The sequence below is a fragment of the Kutzneria kofuensis genome, from assembly GCF_014203355.1.
Taxonomy (GTDB): domain Bacteria; phylum Actinomycetota; class Actinomycetes; order Mycobacteriales; family Pseudonocardiaceae; genus Kutzneria; species Kutzneria kofuensis.
The window spans coordinates 4,463,126-4,478,456 of the sequence record NZ_JACHIR010000001.1 but is presented as its reverse complement, the minus strand read 5'-3'; the positions used below and the strand labels follow the sequence as shown (position 1 = coordinate 4,478,456).

Below are 15,331 nucleotides of genomic sequence, written 5' to 3'. Positions count from 1 at the left end.
GTTGGCCGGGTGGAGTTCGACGAGTACCTGGCCGGCCTGGACGAGCCGGCGCTGGCCGCGCTGCTGCGGGCGCGGCCGGACGTGCTGGTCGAGCCGGCGCCGCGCGGTTTCGCCGAGTTGGCGCAGCGGCTGTCCAGCGCATCGTCGCTGGTCGCCGTGCTGCAGACGCTGAACCGGGACCAGCTGGTGGCCGGCGAGGCGATCACCGCCGGCACCCAGCACCTGCTCGACCGGCGGCTGTTCCGGGAGGTGCTGCCCCAGCTCCAGGCGCTCGGCCTGGTCTGGGGCACGGACCTGCGGTTGCCGCCGCTGCTGGCCCAGCACTGGTCGTTCGACTCCGATCACGGCCCGGAGCTGACCGGCCGTCCGGAACTGCCGCTGACCAGCGCGGACGCGGCCACCGTGAGCCGTGCCGCCCAGGCCGCCGCGGCGGCGCTGCTCGACGGCGTCACTTCGCTGCTGGACAAGGCAACCGAGCGGCCGATCGCAGCGTTGAAAAAGGGTGGCATCGGTTCCAGGGAGCTGTCCCGGCTGGCCCGCGAGCTGTCGGCCGAGCCGGGGTCGGTCGCGCTGTGGCTCGACCTCGCCGGCGCGTCGGGGCTGCTCGGTGAGGTCGACGCGGGCTTCGCGCCCACCACGGACTACCCGGAGTGGCGGCAAGGCCGTCCGGCCCAGCGGTGGGCGCAGCTCGCCGTGGCGTGGTATTCGTGGCCCGAGGGCGGTCCGGTGCGGCGAGCCCTGCTGACGGCCGCGGCGGGCGGGGTGTCCGTGCGGGCCGTCGCGGCGGAGATCGACTGGTTCTGCCCGGACCGGGACGACGAGGACATCGCCGTGCCGCTGCGGGAGGCGGAGCTGCTCGGCGCGGTCGCCGCCGACACCCTGACCGAGCTGGGCGAATTCCTTGTCGGCCGGCGCGACGACGTGGTGCTGCCCGAACAGGCCGCCGGCGTGGTCCTGCAGTCCGATCTCACGGCGGTCGTGTCCGGCGTGCCGGCGCCCGTGCTGGCCGCGGCGGCCGTGCGCGAGGGCGGTGCGGTGTGGCGGTTCTCGGCGGCGAGCGTCCGGTCCGCGCTGGACGCCGGCTGGCGGGCCGAGGATCTGCTGCGCGAGCTGGGCGAACTGAGCGCGGTGCCGCAGCCGCTGGCGTACTTGATCAATGACGTCGAGCGCCGGCACGGGCACGTGCGGGTGCGTGAGGTCCGCTGCTGCGTGCTCGCCGACGAGGCGACCGCCGCCGAGATCGAACACCGGCTGCCCGGCTTCACCCGGCTCGCCCCGACCGTCTTGTCCAGTTCGGACAGTCCGGCGAACGTGTTGGCGCTGCTACGAAAGGCCGGCTACGCACCGGTCGGCGAGAACCCCGCGGGCGCGGTCGTGGTGGAGCGCAGGCCGCAGCACCGCGCCGAGCCGCCCGCGATGGTGGACAAGAACACCCTCACCGCCGAGGAACTGGCCGCGCGGCTGATCGCCGAGCCGCACGTGCCGATCAAGCGCGGACCCACCTTCCGGCGGCTCGCTCGACTCAACCGGGACCTGTCCGAGCCGGAGCTGGCGTGGCTGGCCGAGGCGCTGGACACCGGGTCGGACGTGGTGATCGGGTATCGGGACCGCAAGGGCAGCCGTACGGTTCGCCGCATTCGTCCGGAACAGCTGGTCGACGACTGGCTGGACTCGTGGTGCTACCTGCGCGAGGACGACCGGTACTTCGCCGTCGCCAACATCGAGTGCGTCGAGGCCGCCAGGTGAACCGTGGTCGCAAAGCGGCGCTGATCGCCTGCGCCGCCCTGCTGAGCTGCGTCTTCGTGCTCGCCGTCACCCGGATCTTCGGTTTCGACGACGGCACCTACCTGGCGCTGCCGATCGCGCTGCTGCCGTACGTCGGCCTGCTCACCGCCGCGCTGCTGGTGACGCTGCTCGCACTGCGCGGCCGGTGGCTGACGGTGGCCGCGGCCGCGCTGCTCGTGCTGCAGATCGCCTGGTTCGTGCCGCGGTTCGTGCGGGACCACCAGCCCGTGCCGGCCGGCGCGCCGCGCATCCGGGTCGGCACCTGCAACACCCACCGCGGCCAGGTCGACCCGCTGGCGCTGGTGTCGCTGACCCACGACCAGAACCTGGACGTGCTGGTCACCGAGGAGCTGGACGCGCCGGCGATCAAGGCGCTGGACGCCGCCGGGATGGCCAAGCTGATGCCGTACCGCGAGCTGCACCCGGAGAACGACACCTCCATCTTCTCCCGGCTGCCGATCGTCCGCGGCGGCCCGACCGACCTGCCGACCACCTGGCCCCAGACCCAGGTCACAGTGTCCGTGTCCGGCCACGAGATCCCGGTGGTCGGCGTGCACACGTACTATCCTGTCGGTGGCCCGGGGCTCTGGGCCCAGGACATGTCGGCGCTGCGGGCCGTGGCCGGCCGGGACGCGATCGTGCTCGGCGACTTCAACGCCACCGTCGATCACTCGCCGCTGCGCTCGCTGCTGGCGGCCGGGCTGGTCGACACGCACGCCGAGCTGGGCCGGGGCTGGGCGCCGACGTGGCCGGCGGCATTCCCGCTGGTCCAGATCGACCACGTGCTGCACGGTCCCGGCCTGGCCGCGGTGTCCGCGAGCGAACACCTGCTGCCGGGCACGGATCACCGGGCGGTCGTGGCCGAGTTGGCGCTGCTGGGCTGATCTGTCGGGGGTGAGGGCTACCCTCGGCGTTGTTCGGGCATCGGGCTAGAGACGATCTGGGAGAAAGACCCTGTGACCGCTGAGACTCTTTACGGGGCCGACGACCTGACGCACCTGGAGGGTCTGGAGGCGGTCCGCAAGCGACCCGGCATGTACATCGGGTCCACCGACAGCCGGGGCATCAACCACCTGTTCACCGAGGTGGTCGACAACTCCACCGACGAGGGCATCGCCGGTTTCGCCACCCGCATCGTGGTCACCCTGCACGCCGACGGCAGCGTGCAGGTCGACGACGACGGCCGCGGCATCCCGACCGGGGTGCACACCAAGTCCGGCCTGTCCGGCGTCGAGCTGGTGCTGACCCGGCTGCACGCCGGCGGCAAGTTCGGCGGCTCCGGCTACAAGACCTCCGGCGGCCTGCACGGCGTCGGCGCGTCCGCGGTGAACGCCCTGTCGCACCGGTTCGACGTGACGGTCAAGCAGGACGGCAAGGTGCACCAGATGTCGTTCGCGCACGGCGTGCCGGGCGTCTTCGACGGGCCGGGGCCGAAGGCCAAGTTCACCCAGCAGTCCGGGCTCCAGGTCATCGGCAAGATGAAGCGCGGCGAGTCCAGCGGAACCTCCATCCGGTACTGGTACGACGCGCGCTACTTCGAGAACGGCGCCGCCCTGGACCGCGAGGCGGTGCGGGCCAAGCTGCGCAACACCGCCTTCCTGGTGCCGGGCGTGACCTACGTGCTGCGTGACGCCACCGAGGGCTCGATCGCCGAGGAGTCGTTCCACTTCCCCAACGGGCTGTCGGACATGGTGGACTTCCTGACCCCGTCCGGTGACAAGCCGGTCTCCGGCACCATCCTGGTCAACGGCGAGGGAACCTACTTCGAGAACGCCGCCGACGAGAACGGCGTGATGCGGTCCAAAGTGGAGCGTCGCGCCGAGGTGGAGGTGGCGCTGCGCTGGGGCACCGGCTACGAGCGCACCGTGGAATGCTTCACCAACACCATCCGCAACATGCACGGCGGCACCCACCGCAAGGGCTTCGACCGGGCCGTCACCAAGGCCGTGCAGGACGCCATCTCCAAGACCCGCGGGCTGCTCAAGCCCAAGGAGGACATGCCGACGCTGGAGGACGTGCTCGAGGGCATGACCGCCGTGATCCACGTGCGCATCCCGGAGCCGCAGTTCACCTCGCAGACCAAGGACGAGCTGTCCACCGCCGGCATCACCAAGGTGATCCAGGGCGTCGTGGAGCGGCAGGTGAAGGCCTGGACCGAGGACCGGCGCACCAAGACCGAGGCCAAGACCGTGCTGCAGAAGGTGGTCGACGCCGCACGCGTGCGGCTGACCCAGAAGCAGCAGAAGGACGCCGCCCGGCGCAAGACCGCGCTCGAGGGCGCGGCGATGCCGCCCAAGCTGGTCGACTGCCGCACCACCGGCGTCGCCCGCAGCGAGCTGTTCCTGGTCGAGGGCGACAGCGCGCTCGGTTCGGCCCGGATGGCCCGGGTCTCGGAGTACCAGGCGCTGCTGCCGCTGCGGGGCAAGATCCTCAACGTGCAGAAGGCCAACCTGGCCGACACCCTGCGCAACGCCGAGATCGCGTCCATCGTGCAGGTGCTCGGCGCCGGCACCGGGCGCACCTTCGACCTGTCGGCGATGCGCTACGGCCGGGTGATCCTGATGGCCGACGCCGACGTCGACGGCTCGCACATCCGGACCCTGCTGATCACCCTGTTCGCCAAGTACATGCGGCCGGTGATCGAGGACGGCCGGCTGTACGCCGCGATGCCGCCGCTACACAAGATCACCACCAAGGGCCGCAACCCGGAGACCATCTTCACCTTCACCCAGCGTGAGATGGAGACCAAGCTGGCCGCCCTGGAGAAGGCCGGCAAGCAGGTCGTCACGCCGGTGCCCCGGTTCAAGGGCCTCGGCGAGATGGACGCCGACGAGCTGTGGCAGACCACGATGAACCCGGCCACGCGGTCGGTGCGCCGGATCACGCTGAACGACGCCGAGATCGCCGAGCAGACGCTGGAACTGCTGATGGGCGAGAAGGTGGAGCCGCGACGCAACTGGCTGGTCGCCTCGGCCGCCCGCGTCGACCAGTCCGCGATCGACATCTGACCGGTCCGCTTGACGAAGTAGGAGACAGGCAAGACATGGCACGCCGCAGCAAGGGCTCCGTGACCAAGGTGGACCCGTCGGCCTTCGACCGCGCGGGCGCCACCGTGCTGGACAACTCGATCCAGACCGAGATCGAGGACTCGTACCTGGAGTACGCCTACTCGGTGATCCACTCCCGGGCGCTGCCGGACGCGCGGGACGGCCTCAAGCCGGTCCACCGCCGAATCCTGTACTCCATGCACGAGCAGGGGTACCGGCCGACGCACGCGTACGTGAAGTCCTCCCGCGTCGTCGGCGACTGCATGGGCAAGTACCACCCGCACGGTGACCTGGCCATTTACGACGCCATGGTCCGGATGGCGCAGGACTTCTCGCTGAACGCGCCGCTGATCGACGGGCACGGCAACTTCGGTTCCCCGGACGACGGACCGGCCGCCTCGCGATACACCGAGGCGCGGATGTCCGACGAGGCGATGTTGCTGGTCGGCGAGCTGGGCGAGGAGACGGTCGACTTCCGGCCCAACTACGACGGTTCGCTGCTCGAGCCGTCGGTGTTGCCGGCCGCCTTCCCGAACCTGCTGGTCAACGGCACGTCCGGGATCGCGGTCGGGATGGCCACCAACATGATCCCGCACAACCTGGGCGAGGTCGTGGCGGCGGCCCGGTGGCTGATCAACCACCCGGACGCCTCGCTGGACAAGCTGATGGAGTTCGTGCCGGGGCCGGACCTGCCGACCGGCGGCATGCTGCTGGGCCTGGACGAGGTGCGCAAGGCGTACGAGACCGGCCGCGGCGTGGTGCGGATGCGGGCGCGGGCCGAGACCGGGCCGCTGGAGGGCAGCCGGGGCCGGCAGGCCATCACCGTGACCGAGCTGCCGTACGGCGTCGGCCCGGAGAAGATCATCGAGAAGATCACCGACGAGGTGACGAAGTCCAAGCGCCTCACCGGCATCGCCGACGTCAAGGACCTGACCGACCGGGAGAACGGCACCCGGCTGGTGATCGAGTGCAAGGTCGGCGTGAACCCGCAGGCATTGCTGGCCGACCTGTACCGGCTGACGCCGCTGGAGCAGTCGTTCGGCATCAACAACCTGGTGCTCGTCGACGGGCAGCCGCAGACGCTGGGCCTGAAGGCGCTGCTGGAGGTGTTCCTCAAGCACCGCTACGAGGTGATCACCCGGCGGACCCGCTACCGCAAGCGCAAGCGCGAGGAGCGGCTGCACCTGGTCGAGGGCCTGCTGAAGGCGCTGCTGGACATCGACAAGGTGATCCGGCTGATCCGCAACAGCGACAACGCGCAGGCCGCCCGCGACGGCCTGATGAAGCAGTTCAAGCTGTCCGAGATCCAGGCCTCGTACATCCTGGACACGCCGCTGCGCCGGCTGACCAAGTACGACAAGATCGAGCTGGAGTCGGAGCAGGACAAGCTCACCGAGGAGATCGCCGAGCTCTCGAAGATCCTCGACGACCCCGCGGTGCTGCGCAAGGTCGTGTCGACCGAGCTGGCCAAGGTGTCCAAGGACCTGACCTGGGAGCGCCGGACCGCGCTGATCGACGGCGACCTCAAGGAGGTGCTGGCCGCGTCCAAGCCGGCCGGGCCGCTGGAGGTCGCCGACGACCCGTGCCAGGTGCTGCTGTCGGCCACGGGTCTCGTGGCGCGCACCGCCGCCGAGTCGGAGGAGGCGTCCGAGGCACGGCGACGCAACGGTCGGGCCCGCAACGACGCCGTCGCCGCGGTCGTGCACACCACCGCCCGTGGGCAGATCCTGTTGGTCACCAGCAAGGGGCGCGCGTTCAAGACGGATGTGCTGCCGCTGCCGGTGCTGCCGGAGCAGGTGGGCACGGTGTCGTTGAGCGGCGGCATGGCCGCCAGCGAGCTCGTCCCGTTGGAGAAGGGCGAACGTGTCGTCACCATCGCGCCGCTGACCGACACCTCGTCCCCGGGCTTGGCTCTCGGCACCCGGCAGGGCGTGGTGAAGGTGTGCGCGCCGGAGTGGCCGGTGCGGTCGGACGAGTTCGAGGTGATCACCCTCAAGGACGGCGACGAGATCGCCGGCGCCACCTGGCTCACCGACGGCAGCGAGACCCTGGTGTTCGTGTCGTCGGACTCGTCCCTGCTGCGCTACGACGCTTCGCTGGTGCGGCCGCAGGGGCTCAAGGGCGGCGGCATGGCCGGCATCAAGCTCGCCGCCGACGCGCACACCGTGTTCTTCGGCGCCGTGCGCACCGACGACGAGGAGCACGGCGAGCCGATGGTCGTCACCGCCACCGGCAATACCGTGAAGGTCACGCCGTTCTCCGAGTACCCGGCCAAGGGCCGCGCCACCGGCGGCGTGCGGGCGCACCGTTTCCTCAAGGGCGAGAACGCCTTGCGCCTGGCGTGGATCGGCCCCCGTCCCGCCGGCTCCACCGACACCGGTTCGTCGGTCGAGCTGCCGGAGGTGGACATCCGCCGCGACGGCTCCGGTCACCCGCATCCGGGCCCGGATGTCGTGGGGCACCTGGTGGAGCGGGGCTAGTTTTTTGTCGGGGCGCGCCGGCCGTGACCGACGCGCCCCCACCCCTCCCCCGGGCTTCTAGGCGGCCCGCACCTGCTCGTCCCATTCGATCCGGTAGCGGTGCAGCCAGCCGAACATCTTCTCCGGCTTCATGAACAGCTTCATCGCGATCGGCGCCAGCGCGCTGGCGACCGCCTGGGTGATCCGGCCGTTCACCTTGTCCTGGTTGACCTTCTCGCCCTGCTCGGCGACCTTCTCCACGCGCGACCGGCGCAGCTTCTCGTACGCCTGGAACGCCTGCGGCACCGGCAGGTCCCGCAGGCAGCGGGCCAGCTCGATCGCGCTCTCGATGGACAGCGACGCGCCCTGGCCGGTGCTGTTGGACGGCACGTGCGCCGCGTCGCCGACGATCACCATGCGGTCGCTGTGCCAGCGCGGTGCGCTGGGCATGATGTGCATCGCGCCCACCACGACCATGTGGTCCGGCGTGGCCTTGGCGAGAATGTCGCGCGCCGGGTAGTCGTCGCCGTAGAGCTCACGCATGCGGCGCAGCCACTCCGGCGCCCCGATACGTCGCGCCTCCTCCCCGTCGAGCGGCTCGCGACTGGGCACGTTGGTGAACCAGCCGGTGTCGCCCTCGTCGGTGAGGGCGTAGCCGAGGAAACCTCGCTTGCCCTGGGCGAAGTAGAACTCGCCCTCGGGCAGGCCGAGTTCGTTGCCCGGCACGACGCCGCCGAAGCCGAGCAGGCCGGTGTAGCGCGGCCCCGGCGTGTTCGGGTCGATCAGCGTGCGGACCGTCGAGTGGACGCCGTCCGCGCCGATCAGCACGTCGCCGGTGGCGGTGCTGCCGTCGGCGAAGTGCGCCGTGACGCCGTCGGCCGTCTCCGCGGCGTCCACCAGCCGCTTGCCGTGGTGGATCTTGATGCCGGCGGCGGCCGCCCGCTCGGCCAGCAGTTGGTACAGGTCCGGGCGCATCACCAGCTGGCTCGGGTTGTCCGCGTCCAGCTCCTCGAACGCGCCGAACCGCTTGCCGCGCCCGTCGGTCATCACCATGCGGCGGTTCGGCCGGCCGATGGTGCGGATGTCGTCGGCCGCGCCGATCACGCCGAGCGCGTTGATCCCGTTCGGCGCGATCATGAGCCAGCCGCCGACGCCGTCCGCGCTCTGCTCGTACGCCTCGAAGATCTCGGCGTCGATGCCGGCCTTGTGCAGCGCGAGGGCCGCCACCGGTCCGGTGATGCCACCCCCGATGATCAGTGCCTTCATGTCCTCCCCCTGAAGTATTCGTGCCACATCCGCTGGTACTGCGGGTCTGTGAGCCGCTCGGCCAGGCCGGCGACGTAGTCGCGTTCCGCCTCGCGTTGCGCGAGCCGGTACTCCTCCTCGATCAGGAACCACCAGTCCACGCCCTCCTCCTGGGCCTGGCGCATGGTGTCGCGGATCTCCCCCACCTGTGCCGTCAGTGTTTCCAGCCGCTTTCCGAGCAGTTCCACCGTCTCTTCCGGCGGCAGCACGACCAGCAGCGACAGCGCCACCCCGAAGTTGGGGTACTCGTGCACCGGCGTAGCCACCAGCTCGCGCATCCAGTCGTACAGCTCGGTCCGCCCGGCCTCGGTGATCGCGTAGACCGTGCGCTCGGGCCGCTGGGTGTCGCGGACCGTCTCGTGCTCGGCGATGAAACCCGCCTTGGTCAGCTGCTCCACGACCATGTAGAGCGAGCCGCGGTTGTACTTGATGTCCCGGTCCTTGCCCTGCTCCTTGAGCCGGCGCCCCATCTCGTACGGGTGCATCGGCTCCGCGAACAGCTCCGCCAGCACGGCCAGCGCCAGCGGATTGGACACCTTGCGTCGTTTCACCGTCTCTCCAATTGGTCAGCTTCAACTATCCATGTCTGACTAGTCAGTGTCAACTATGTGGTCGCCACCACGCGGGCGTCACCATCGCGCCAACGTGCTCGCCGCCGGCGTCATGACCGCGTACACAACCCTCCCCACCTGCGGGTTTCGGAGTCTTCTTGGGTCGAACGACCGATCGACCCCGGAGGACACGATGACCCTCGCCGAGCTGATACCCACGCTGGGTGAGTCGCTGCGCGGACACCTGGAGCCCGGGATCTGGCCGCGGTCCACCGCGCACGGCGTCGACGGCGACCTGCTGCTCGGCGGCGTGCCGCTCACCCAGTTCGCCGCCCGCTTCGGGACCCCGTGCTACCTGCTCGACGAGCTCACCGTGCGGCAGCACTGCCGCGACTACCGGTCCGCGCTGCCCGACGTCGAGATCGCCTACGCCGGCAAGTCCATGATCAGCCGTGGCGTTCTCCGCTGGATCGCCGAGGAGGGCCTGTCGCTCGACGTCTGCTCCGCAGGCGAACTCGCCGTCGCCCGCTCGATCGGCTTCCCCGCCGCCCGGATCCTGTTCCACGGCAATGTGAAGACCCCCGAGGACCTCAAGGCCGCCATCGGCTACGGCGTCGACCGGATCGTCGTCGACTCCCTCGACGAGATCGAGCAACTCGGCTCCCTGGCCCGCTACCCCCAGAACGTCCTGATCCGCGTCACCCCCGGCGTCGACGGCCATACCCACAAGGCCATCGCCACCGGCGTCGAGGACCAGAAGTTCGGCTTCTCCCTGGCTTCCGGCGCCGCCTTGGCGGCCGTCGGCCGTGTCCTGGCCCAGCCCAGCCTCCGGCTCGTCGGCCTGCACTGCCACATCGGCTCTCAGGTTTCCCGGGTCGCCAGCTTCGAGGAAGCCACCCGGCGCATGATCGGCCTCCTGGCCGCTCTGCAGATCAAGTACGGCATCACCTTGCCCCAGCTCGACCTCGGCGGTGGCCATGCCGTCCCTTACCGCCCCGGCGACCCCGACTTCGACCTCCGCGGCTACGCCGACCGCCTGCTCCGCGCCGTCAACTACGAGTGCTCCTCATACCGGCTTCCCTTGCCCCGCCTCACCATCGAACCCGGCCGTGCCATCGTCGCCTCGGCGGGCGTCACCCTCTACCGGGTCATCACCGTCAAACATGGCCTTTCCCGCACTTTCGTCGCCGTCGACGGCGGCATGAGCGACAACCCCCGCCCGTCCCTCTACGGCGCCCGCTACTCCGTGCGTCCCTTCGGCCGCCGTTTCTCTCCCGCCACCCGCCCGTGCACCGTCGTCGGCCGCCACTGCGAAGCCGGCGACCTCCTCGCCGAGGACGTTGCCCTTCCCGTCGACCTCCGCTGCGGCGACCTCCTCGCCGTCCCCTGCACCGGCGCCTACCACCACTCCCTCGCCTCCAACTACAACATGGTCGGCCGCCCACCCGTGGTCTCGGTCCGTGACGGCAACGCCCGTCTCCTCGTCCGCCGCGAAACCGAAGACGACCTCCTGGCCCGGGACCTGGGCTGACTTCGTTCGCCGGCAGGCGAATCCCCGTGGCGGCTCCGTCGTCGCCGGCACCATTTCGCCATGGCCGTGATCGAAGTTGTGCTGGGGGACATCGTCGACCAGGACGTGGACGCCATCGTCACCGCCGCCAACGAGTCGCTGCTCGGTGGCGGCGGGGTCGACGGCGCCATCCACCGCGCCGCCGGCCCGCGTCTGGCCGAGGCCGGCGGTGCCATCGGTCCCTGCGATCCCGGCGACGCCAAGGCCACCCCCGCCTTCGACCTGGCGCCCGTCCGGTACGTGATCCACACCGTCGGCCCCGTCTGGGAGGGCGGCTCGTACGGCGAGGCCGACGTCCTCACCTCCTGCTACCGCCGATGCCTCGAAGTCGCCGACGACCTCCGCGTTCGCAGCATCGCCTTCCCCTCCATCGCCACCGGCCTCTACGGCTTCCCCACCACCCAGGCCGCGCGGATCGCCCGCGCCACCCTCGCCGCCACGCCGACCGCAGTGGAGCTCATCCGCCTCGTCGCCTTCGACGATGAGACCTACCAGGCACTGTCCGGCTGACCTGGCACTTGAGCCGCGGCAACGCACAGAACCGCCGCACGGCGGACATCTCCCGTACTACCGTGGACGGGTCCTGCCGGGATCACCCTGTGCGCGGCTGCGAGGTCATACGTGGTCAACTGGTCTTTCTCCAGAAGGCGTCCGACCACCCGACCGGCCATGCCGGTGCCGATCGCGCAACCTGTCGCCGACTCGCGCGTCGACGCGACGCAACTGCTTGAGCTGCTCAAATGGCACATCGACAGGTACGACCGCCTGCGCTCGTCCACCTCCACCCGCGCGTCGATCCTGTTGAGCGCGAACACGGTGCTGTTGACCGGCATGATCCTGTTGGCGAACTACCGACTTCAGCAGCAGGCGACGCATCCGATAGGCGGACTCGATCTCGCGGTCGCGGCGACCCTGGTGGTCGCGGTCGTGTTGAACGCGGCATCCATCACGTCTTGTGTGAACGCGATCGCGGCACGCAAGACGACGCGCTCTCTGCACAGGGAAGAGATCCCGGACCGATTTCTGTTCAACTGGGGCGACACCATACGAACGGTCGACGGATTCACCAGCTTCTCGACGAAGGTCGCCTCGCTCGAGACGAACGCGATCCTCGGGCACGCGACCGCGGAGCTGTGGACCGACATCCTGCAGCACAGGCGGCGACATCGTCACCTTCGACAGGGAGTCAGCCTGTTCCGGTTCGACGTCCCGGCCTTCCTGATATTCGCGACGCTGACCCTGCTCGCCATCCTGTGAAGAGCGGGCACCCGAACCACGCACCACCCAAAGAAAGGCCCCGCCTTGGCGGCGATCTTCATCAACTACCGTAGTCAGAGCGAGGCGTACGCCGCCGCGCTGCTGGACGAAAGGCTGTCGAAGCGATTCGGCTCGAACCAGGTCTTCCGCGCAAGTCGCTCGATCGACGCCGGCGAGGACTACGAGCTGGCGATAACAAGAGCGATCGAGCAATGCGCGGCAATGCTCGTGATCGTCGGACCCAACTGGTCACAGCACTTCACCAAGGGGGCCGACACGGACTGGGTGCTGCAGGAGATCACGAAGGCTATGGCGCTCACGATTCCGATCATCCCGGTCCTGCTCTCCAAGGTCGACCGGCTCCGCGCCGAGGAGGTGCCGACCGAGCTGGCGAAACTCGCCCGGGTGCAGTATCTGCGCTTCGACTACCGCAACCTCGACCAGGACGCCGAGAAGATCGCGCAAGAACTGGCCGGATCGGTTTCCCCACCGCCGCCGCGCCGTAGATGGCGGTTCCGCAAGAAGGGTCGATGACGGCGCTACGGGCACGGCAGGTTCCTCGCCATGCCGCCGAGCCGAGAGCCGTCTGCACGTGGCGGCCGTCACGGGCGACAATGGAGGTATGAGCACTTCGGCGAGGACCCTGCGGATCGGCCCACACACGGTCGACCCGCCGGTGGTGCTCGCGCCGATGGCGGGAATCACCAACACCGCGTTCCGTCAGCTGTGCCGGCAGTACGGGGCGGGGCTGTACGTCTGCGAGATGATCACCAGCCGGGCGTTGGTGGAGCGCGATGCCACGACGATGCACATGATCACCTTCCACCCGGACGAGCAGCCCAGGTCGCTGCAGCTGTACGGGGTGGACCCGGTGACCATGGGCAAAGCGGTGCAGATGATCGTGGACGAGGACCTGGCCGACCACATCGACATGAACTTCGGCTGCCCGGTGCCGAAGGTGACCCGCAAGGGCGGGGGCGCGGCGCTGCCGTACAAGCGGCGGCTGTTCGGGGACATCGTGGCGGCGGCGGTCAGAGCGGCGGAGCCGGCGGGGATTCCGGTGACGGTGAAGTTCCGCATCGGCATCGACGACGAGAACCTGACGTACCTGGACGCGGGCCGCATCGCGGAGGCGGAGGGGGCGCAAGCGGTTGCGCTGCACGCCCGGACGGCATCGCAGCGGTACTCGGGCAAGGCGGACTGGACGGCGATCGCCCGGCTGAAGGAAGCCGTGACGACGATCCCGGTGCTGGGCAACGGGGACATCTTCAAGGCCCAGGACGCGCTGGACATGGTGGCGGCGACGGGCTGCGACGGCGTGGTGGTGGGCCGGGGCTGCCTGGGGCGGCCGTGGCTGTTCGGGGAGCTGCAGGCGGCCTTCCGAGGCGAGCCGCTGCCGGCGGGCCCGAACCTGGGCGAGGTGGCGAAGGTGCTGCGCCGGCACGCGGAACTGCTGACGGAGCACTACGACGAGCACAAGGGCCTGCGCGACCTGCGCAAACACATGGCCTGGTACCTGCACGGCTTCCCGGTGGGCTCGACGCTGCGCCGGGCCTTCGCGATGGTGTCGAGCCTGGCCGAGCTGGACGAGCTGATCGGGCAGCTGGACCACGACGTGCCGTTCCCGGTCGAGGCGGAGGGTCCCCGCGGCCGCCAGGGCTCGGCGGCCAAGGTGGTGCTGCCGGAGGGCTGGCTGGACGACCCGGAGGACGCGAGCGTGCCGGCGGGCGCCGAGATGATGCACAGCGGTGGCTGACGGAAGGCTCATCGCCCTCGCGGCGCTGGCCCTGACCGGCTGCACGGTGGCCGGCACGGCCCAGCCGTCGCCGGACCCGGGCCTGGTCGCGGCGTACTTCAACGACCTGGACTCGGCGGCGGCCCAGGGCGAGCAGCAGGAGCAGAAGTTCCTGACGGCCACCCAGGTCCCGGCCTTCGCGGACCGGGTGTGCGACCTGAACGGCGTGACGATCACGGCCATGCCGACGCTGTCCACGCTCCGCGCGGATCCGGGCTGGTCGCCGCCGGGCTCGGACAAGCGGCTGAGCGGCCAGGTCTACGTGGTGGCGGTCACGCTCACCATCCGCCAGGGGAACTCCGTGGTCGGCACGCAGATCGGTTCGCAGCGCGTGGTGATCGACCACGGCCACGCGTACAGCTTCGCCCCCTGTCCGGCGCAGTGACGGTACTCACATACGCCCATCCGTGTTACGTAGGGTCAGCGATTCGGGCCACAGCGCGGTCAGCCAGTAGAGGGAAAAGCGCCCCGGCCTAGGTTCCGTGACTCAAGCCGCGCCGCCGCGAAGACGACACCACCTTCGTGAGGAGGTGAGCGCGGTGACCGCGTCATCACAGCCCGACGTCTCCGAACCGAGCGGCCAACAGGCCGACGGCGGACTGGTGAACCTGCACGAGAAGCTCGCGGGCCTGCTCGCCTCCCGCGGCCAGTGGCGCGAGGCCTACGACCACCTGCGGTCCGCGCTCGACCTGATCTACCAGGACAGCGCCGGTCACGCGCCGCCGGTGCCGGAGCAGTTGCGCCGCGAGGTGGACCGGCTGCGCCGCGAACACGCCGAGGCGCACGAGCAGAGCATCCGCGACAGCCTCACCGCCAGCTACAACCGCCGCTACCTGGACCAACGCCTGGTCGCGATGTTGAGCGAGCAGACCGGCGCGCTCGCGGTCGCGCTGGTCGACCTGGACTGGTTCAAGCAGGTAAACGACCGCTACGGGCACCTGGTGGGGGACCGGGTCCTCCAACAAGTCGTGGAACTTCTGCAGGTGGAACTGCCGGAGCCGGCCTTCTGTGCCCGCTACGGCGGCGAGGAGTTCGTGCTGGTGCTGCCCGACACCGACCACGCGACGGCGATCGAGATCGCCGAGGCGGCCCGGGCGCGGGTCGAGCGGCACGACTGGTCGGCGATGGCGCCGGGCCTGCGGGTCACGGTCAGCGCCGGCGTCGCCCACGAGGTGGGCGGCACCTGCGAGAACGGGGCCGAGCACCAGCTGCTGCAGGCCGACAGCCTGCTCTATTCGGCCAAGCAGTCGGGACGGAACGCGGTCGCCTACCGCGAGGACGGCCGGGTGCGGTTGGCCGGGCCGGCCGCCGGGCGCCGGGCGATCGCCGATGTTCGGGTGGCCGAGCACTACTGACGGCAACGTCGCCCAGCTCAAGTGCCCGTTCGGCCTAACGCCATGGGCGGTTTCGAGTACGAACCGTGTCAGAATTCCGGCTGCCTGTCGCTAGAACTAGCGGTCGTCCGTACTATCGCGTGCGCTGGGTGACGCGCCGCGATGTGCAACCACTGTGGCCGCACTGACGTCAACTCGTGATGAACAGCCCGTATGGGCCGTGAGCCG

General features: G+C 70.1%; 13 protein-coding genes. 11 read left to right on the top strand and 2 right to left on the bottom strand.

Annotated elements, in window-relative coordinates:
• Positions 1 to 9 precede the first annotated feature (9 nt).
• From BJ998_RS20760 to BJ998_RS20745, 4 genes are all read left to right on the top strand, one after another.
• Entirely contained in the window at positions 10 to 1,746 is a 1,737-nt protein-coding gene (locus BJ998_RS20760) for a helicase-associated domain-containing protein (RefSeq protein ID WP_184864042.1), read from the top strand.
• The gene (locus tag BJ998_RS47595; RefSeq protein ID WP_184864040.1) at positions 1,743 to 2,669 is read left to right on the top strand and encodes an endonuclease/exonuclease/phosphatase family protein; all 927 of its coding nucleotides are present in this window, start codon (positions 1,743 to 1,745) and stop codon (positions 2,667 to 2,669) included. The genes BJ998_RS20760 and BJ998_RS47595 overlap by 4 nt, the downstream gene beginning before the upstream one ends.
• 72 nt (positions 2,670 to 2,741) lie before the next feature.
• Positions 2,742 to 4,793 carry a DNA gyrase/topoisomerase IV subunit B gene (locus BJ998_RS20750; protein ID WP_184864038.1) on the top strand — a complete coding sequence of 684 codons (2,052 nt, stop codon included), beginning with the start codon at positions 2,742 to 2,744 and terminating at the stop codon, positions 4,791 to 4,793.
• 35 nt (positions 4,794 to 4,828) lie between these two features.
• The gene (locus tag BJ998_RS20745) at positions 4,829 to 7,312 is read left to right on the top strand and encodes a DNA gyrase/topoisomerase IV subunit A (RefSeq protein ID WP_184864037.1); all 2,484 of its coding nucleotides are present in this window, start codon (positions 4,829 to 4,831) and stop codon (positions 7,310 to 7,312) included.
• A gap of 57 nt (positions 7,313 to 7,369) precedes the next feature.
• On the opposite strand, the gene BJ998_RS20740 is transcribed toward BJ998_RS20745, so the two are convergent.
• Together BJ998_RS20740 and BJ998_RS20735 are read right to left on the bottom strand one after the other, a co-directional pair.
• On the bottom strand, positions 7,370 to 8,557 hold the full coding sequence (locus BJ998_RS20740; RefSeq protein WP_184864035.1) for an FAD-dependent oxidoreductase: 1,188 nt from the start codon (positions 8,555 to 8,557) through the stop codon (positions 7,370 to 7,372).
• A complete protein-coding gene (locus BJ998_RS20735) occupies positions 8,554 to 9,147 on the bottom strand; it encodes a PadR family transcriptional regulator (RefSeq protein WP_312890250.1) in 594 nt (197 codons plus the stop codon). Before BJ998_RS20735 ends, BJ998_RS20740 begins: the two co-directional genes overlap by 4 nt.
• A gap of 193 nt (positions 9,148 to 9,340) precedes the next feature.
• On the opposite strand from BJ998_RS20735, the gene lysA reads away from it, so the two are divergent.
• From lysA to BJ998_RS20700, 7 genes are all read left to right on the top strand, one after another.
• Positions 9,341 to 10,678, top strand: coding sequence for a diaminopimelate decarboxylase (gene lysA / locus BJ998_RS20730; RefSeq protein WP_184864033.1), 1,338 nt, complete (start codon positions 9,341 to 9,343; stop codon positions 10,676 to 10,678).
• A 60-nt stretch (positions 10,679 to 10,738) separates the two neighbouring features.
• Positions 10,739 to 11,227 carry a macro domain-containing protein gene (locus BJ998_RS20725; protein WP_184864031.1) on the top strand — a complete coding sequence of 163 codons (489 nt, stop codon included), beginning with the start codon at positions 10,739 to 10,741 and terminating at the stop codon, positions 11,225 to 11,227.
• A gap of 159 nt (positions 11,228 to 11,386) precedes the next feature.
• On the top strand, positions 11,387 to 11,974 hold the full coding sequence (locus tag BJ998_RS20720) for a Pycsar system effector family protein (protein WP_184864029.1): 588 nt from the start codon (positions 11,387 to 11,389) through the stop codon (positions 11,972 to 11,974).
• A gap of 45 nt (positions 11,975 to 12,019) precedes the next feature.
• On the top strand, positions 12,020 to 12,508 hold the full coding sequence (locus BJ998_RS20715; protein WP_184864027.1) for a toll/interleukin-1 receptor domain-containing protein: 489 nt from the start codon (positions 12,020 to 12,022) through the stop codon (positions 12,506 to 12,508).
• An 88-nt stretch (positions 12,509 to 12,596) separates the two neighbouring features.
• Positions 12,597 to 13,730 carry a tRNA dihydrouridine synthase DusB gene (gene dusB, locus BJ998_RS20710; protein WP_184864025.1) on the top strand — a complete coding sequence of 378 codons (1,134 nt, stop codon included), beginning with the start codon at positions 12,597 to 12,599 and terminating at the stop codon, positions 13,728 to 13,730.
• Entirely contained in the window at positions 13,723 to 14,154 is a 432-nt protein-coding gene (locus BJ998_RS20705) for a hypothetical protein (protein WP_184864023.1), read from the top strand. The genes dusB and BJ998_RS20705 overlap by 8 nt, the downstream gene beginning before the upstream one ends.
• A 154-nt stretch (positions 14,155 to 14,308) precedes the next feature.
• Positions 14,309 to 15,124 (top strand): GGDEF domain-containing protein, encoded by an 816-nt coding sequence (locus tag BJ998_RS20700; RefSeq protein WP_312890249.1) that lies wholly within the window; start codon positions 14,309 to 14,311, stop codon positions 15,122 to 15,124.
• Positions 15,125 to 15,331 lie beyond the last annotated feature (207 nt).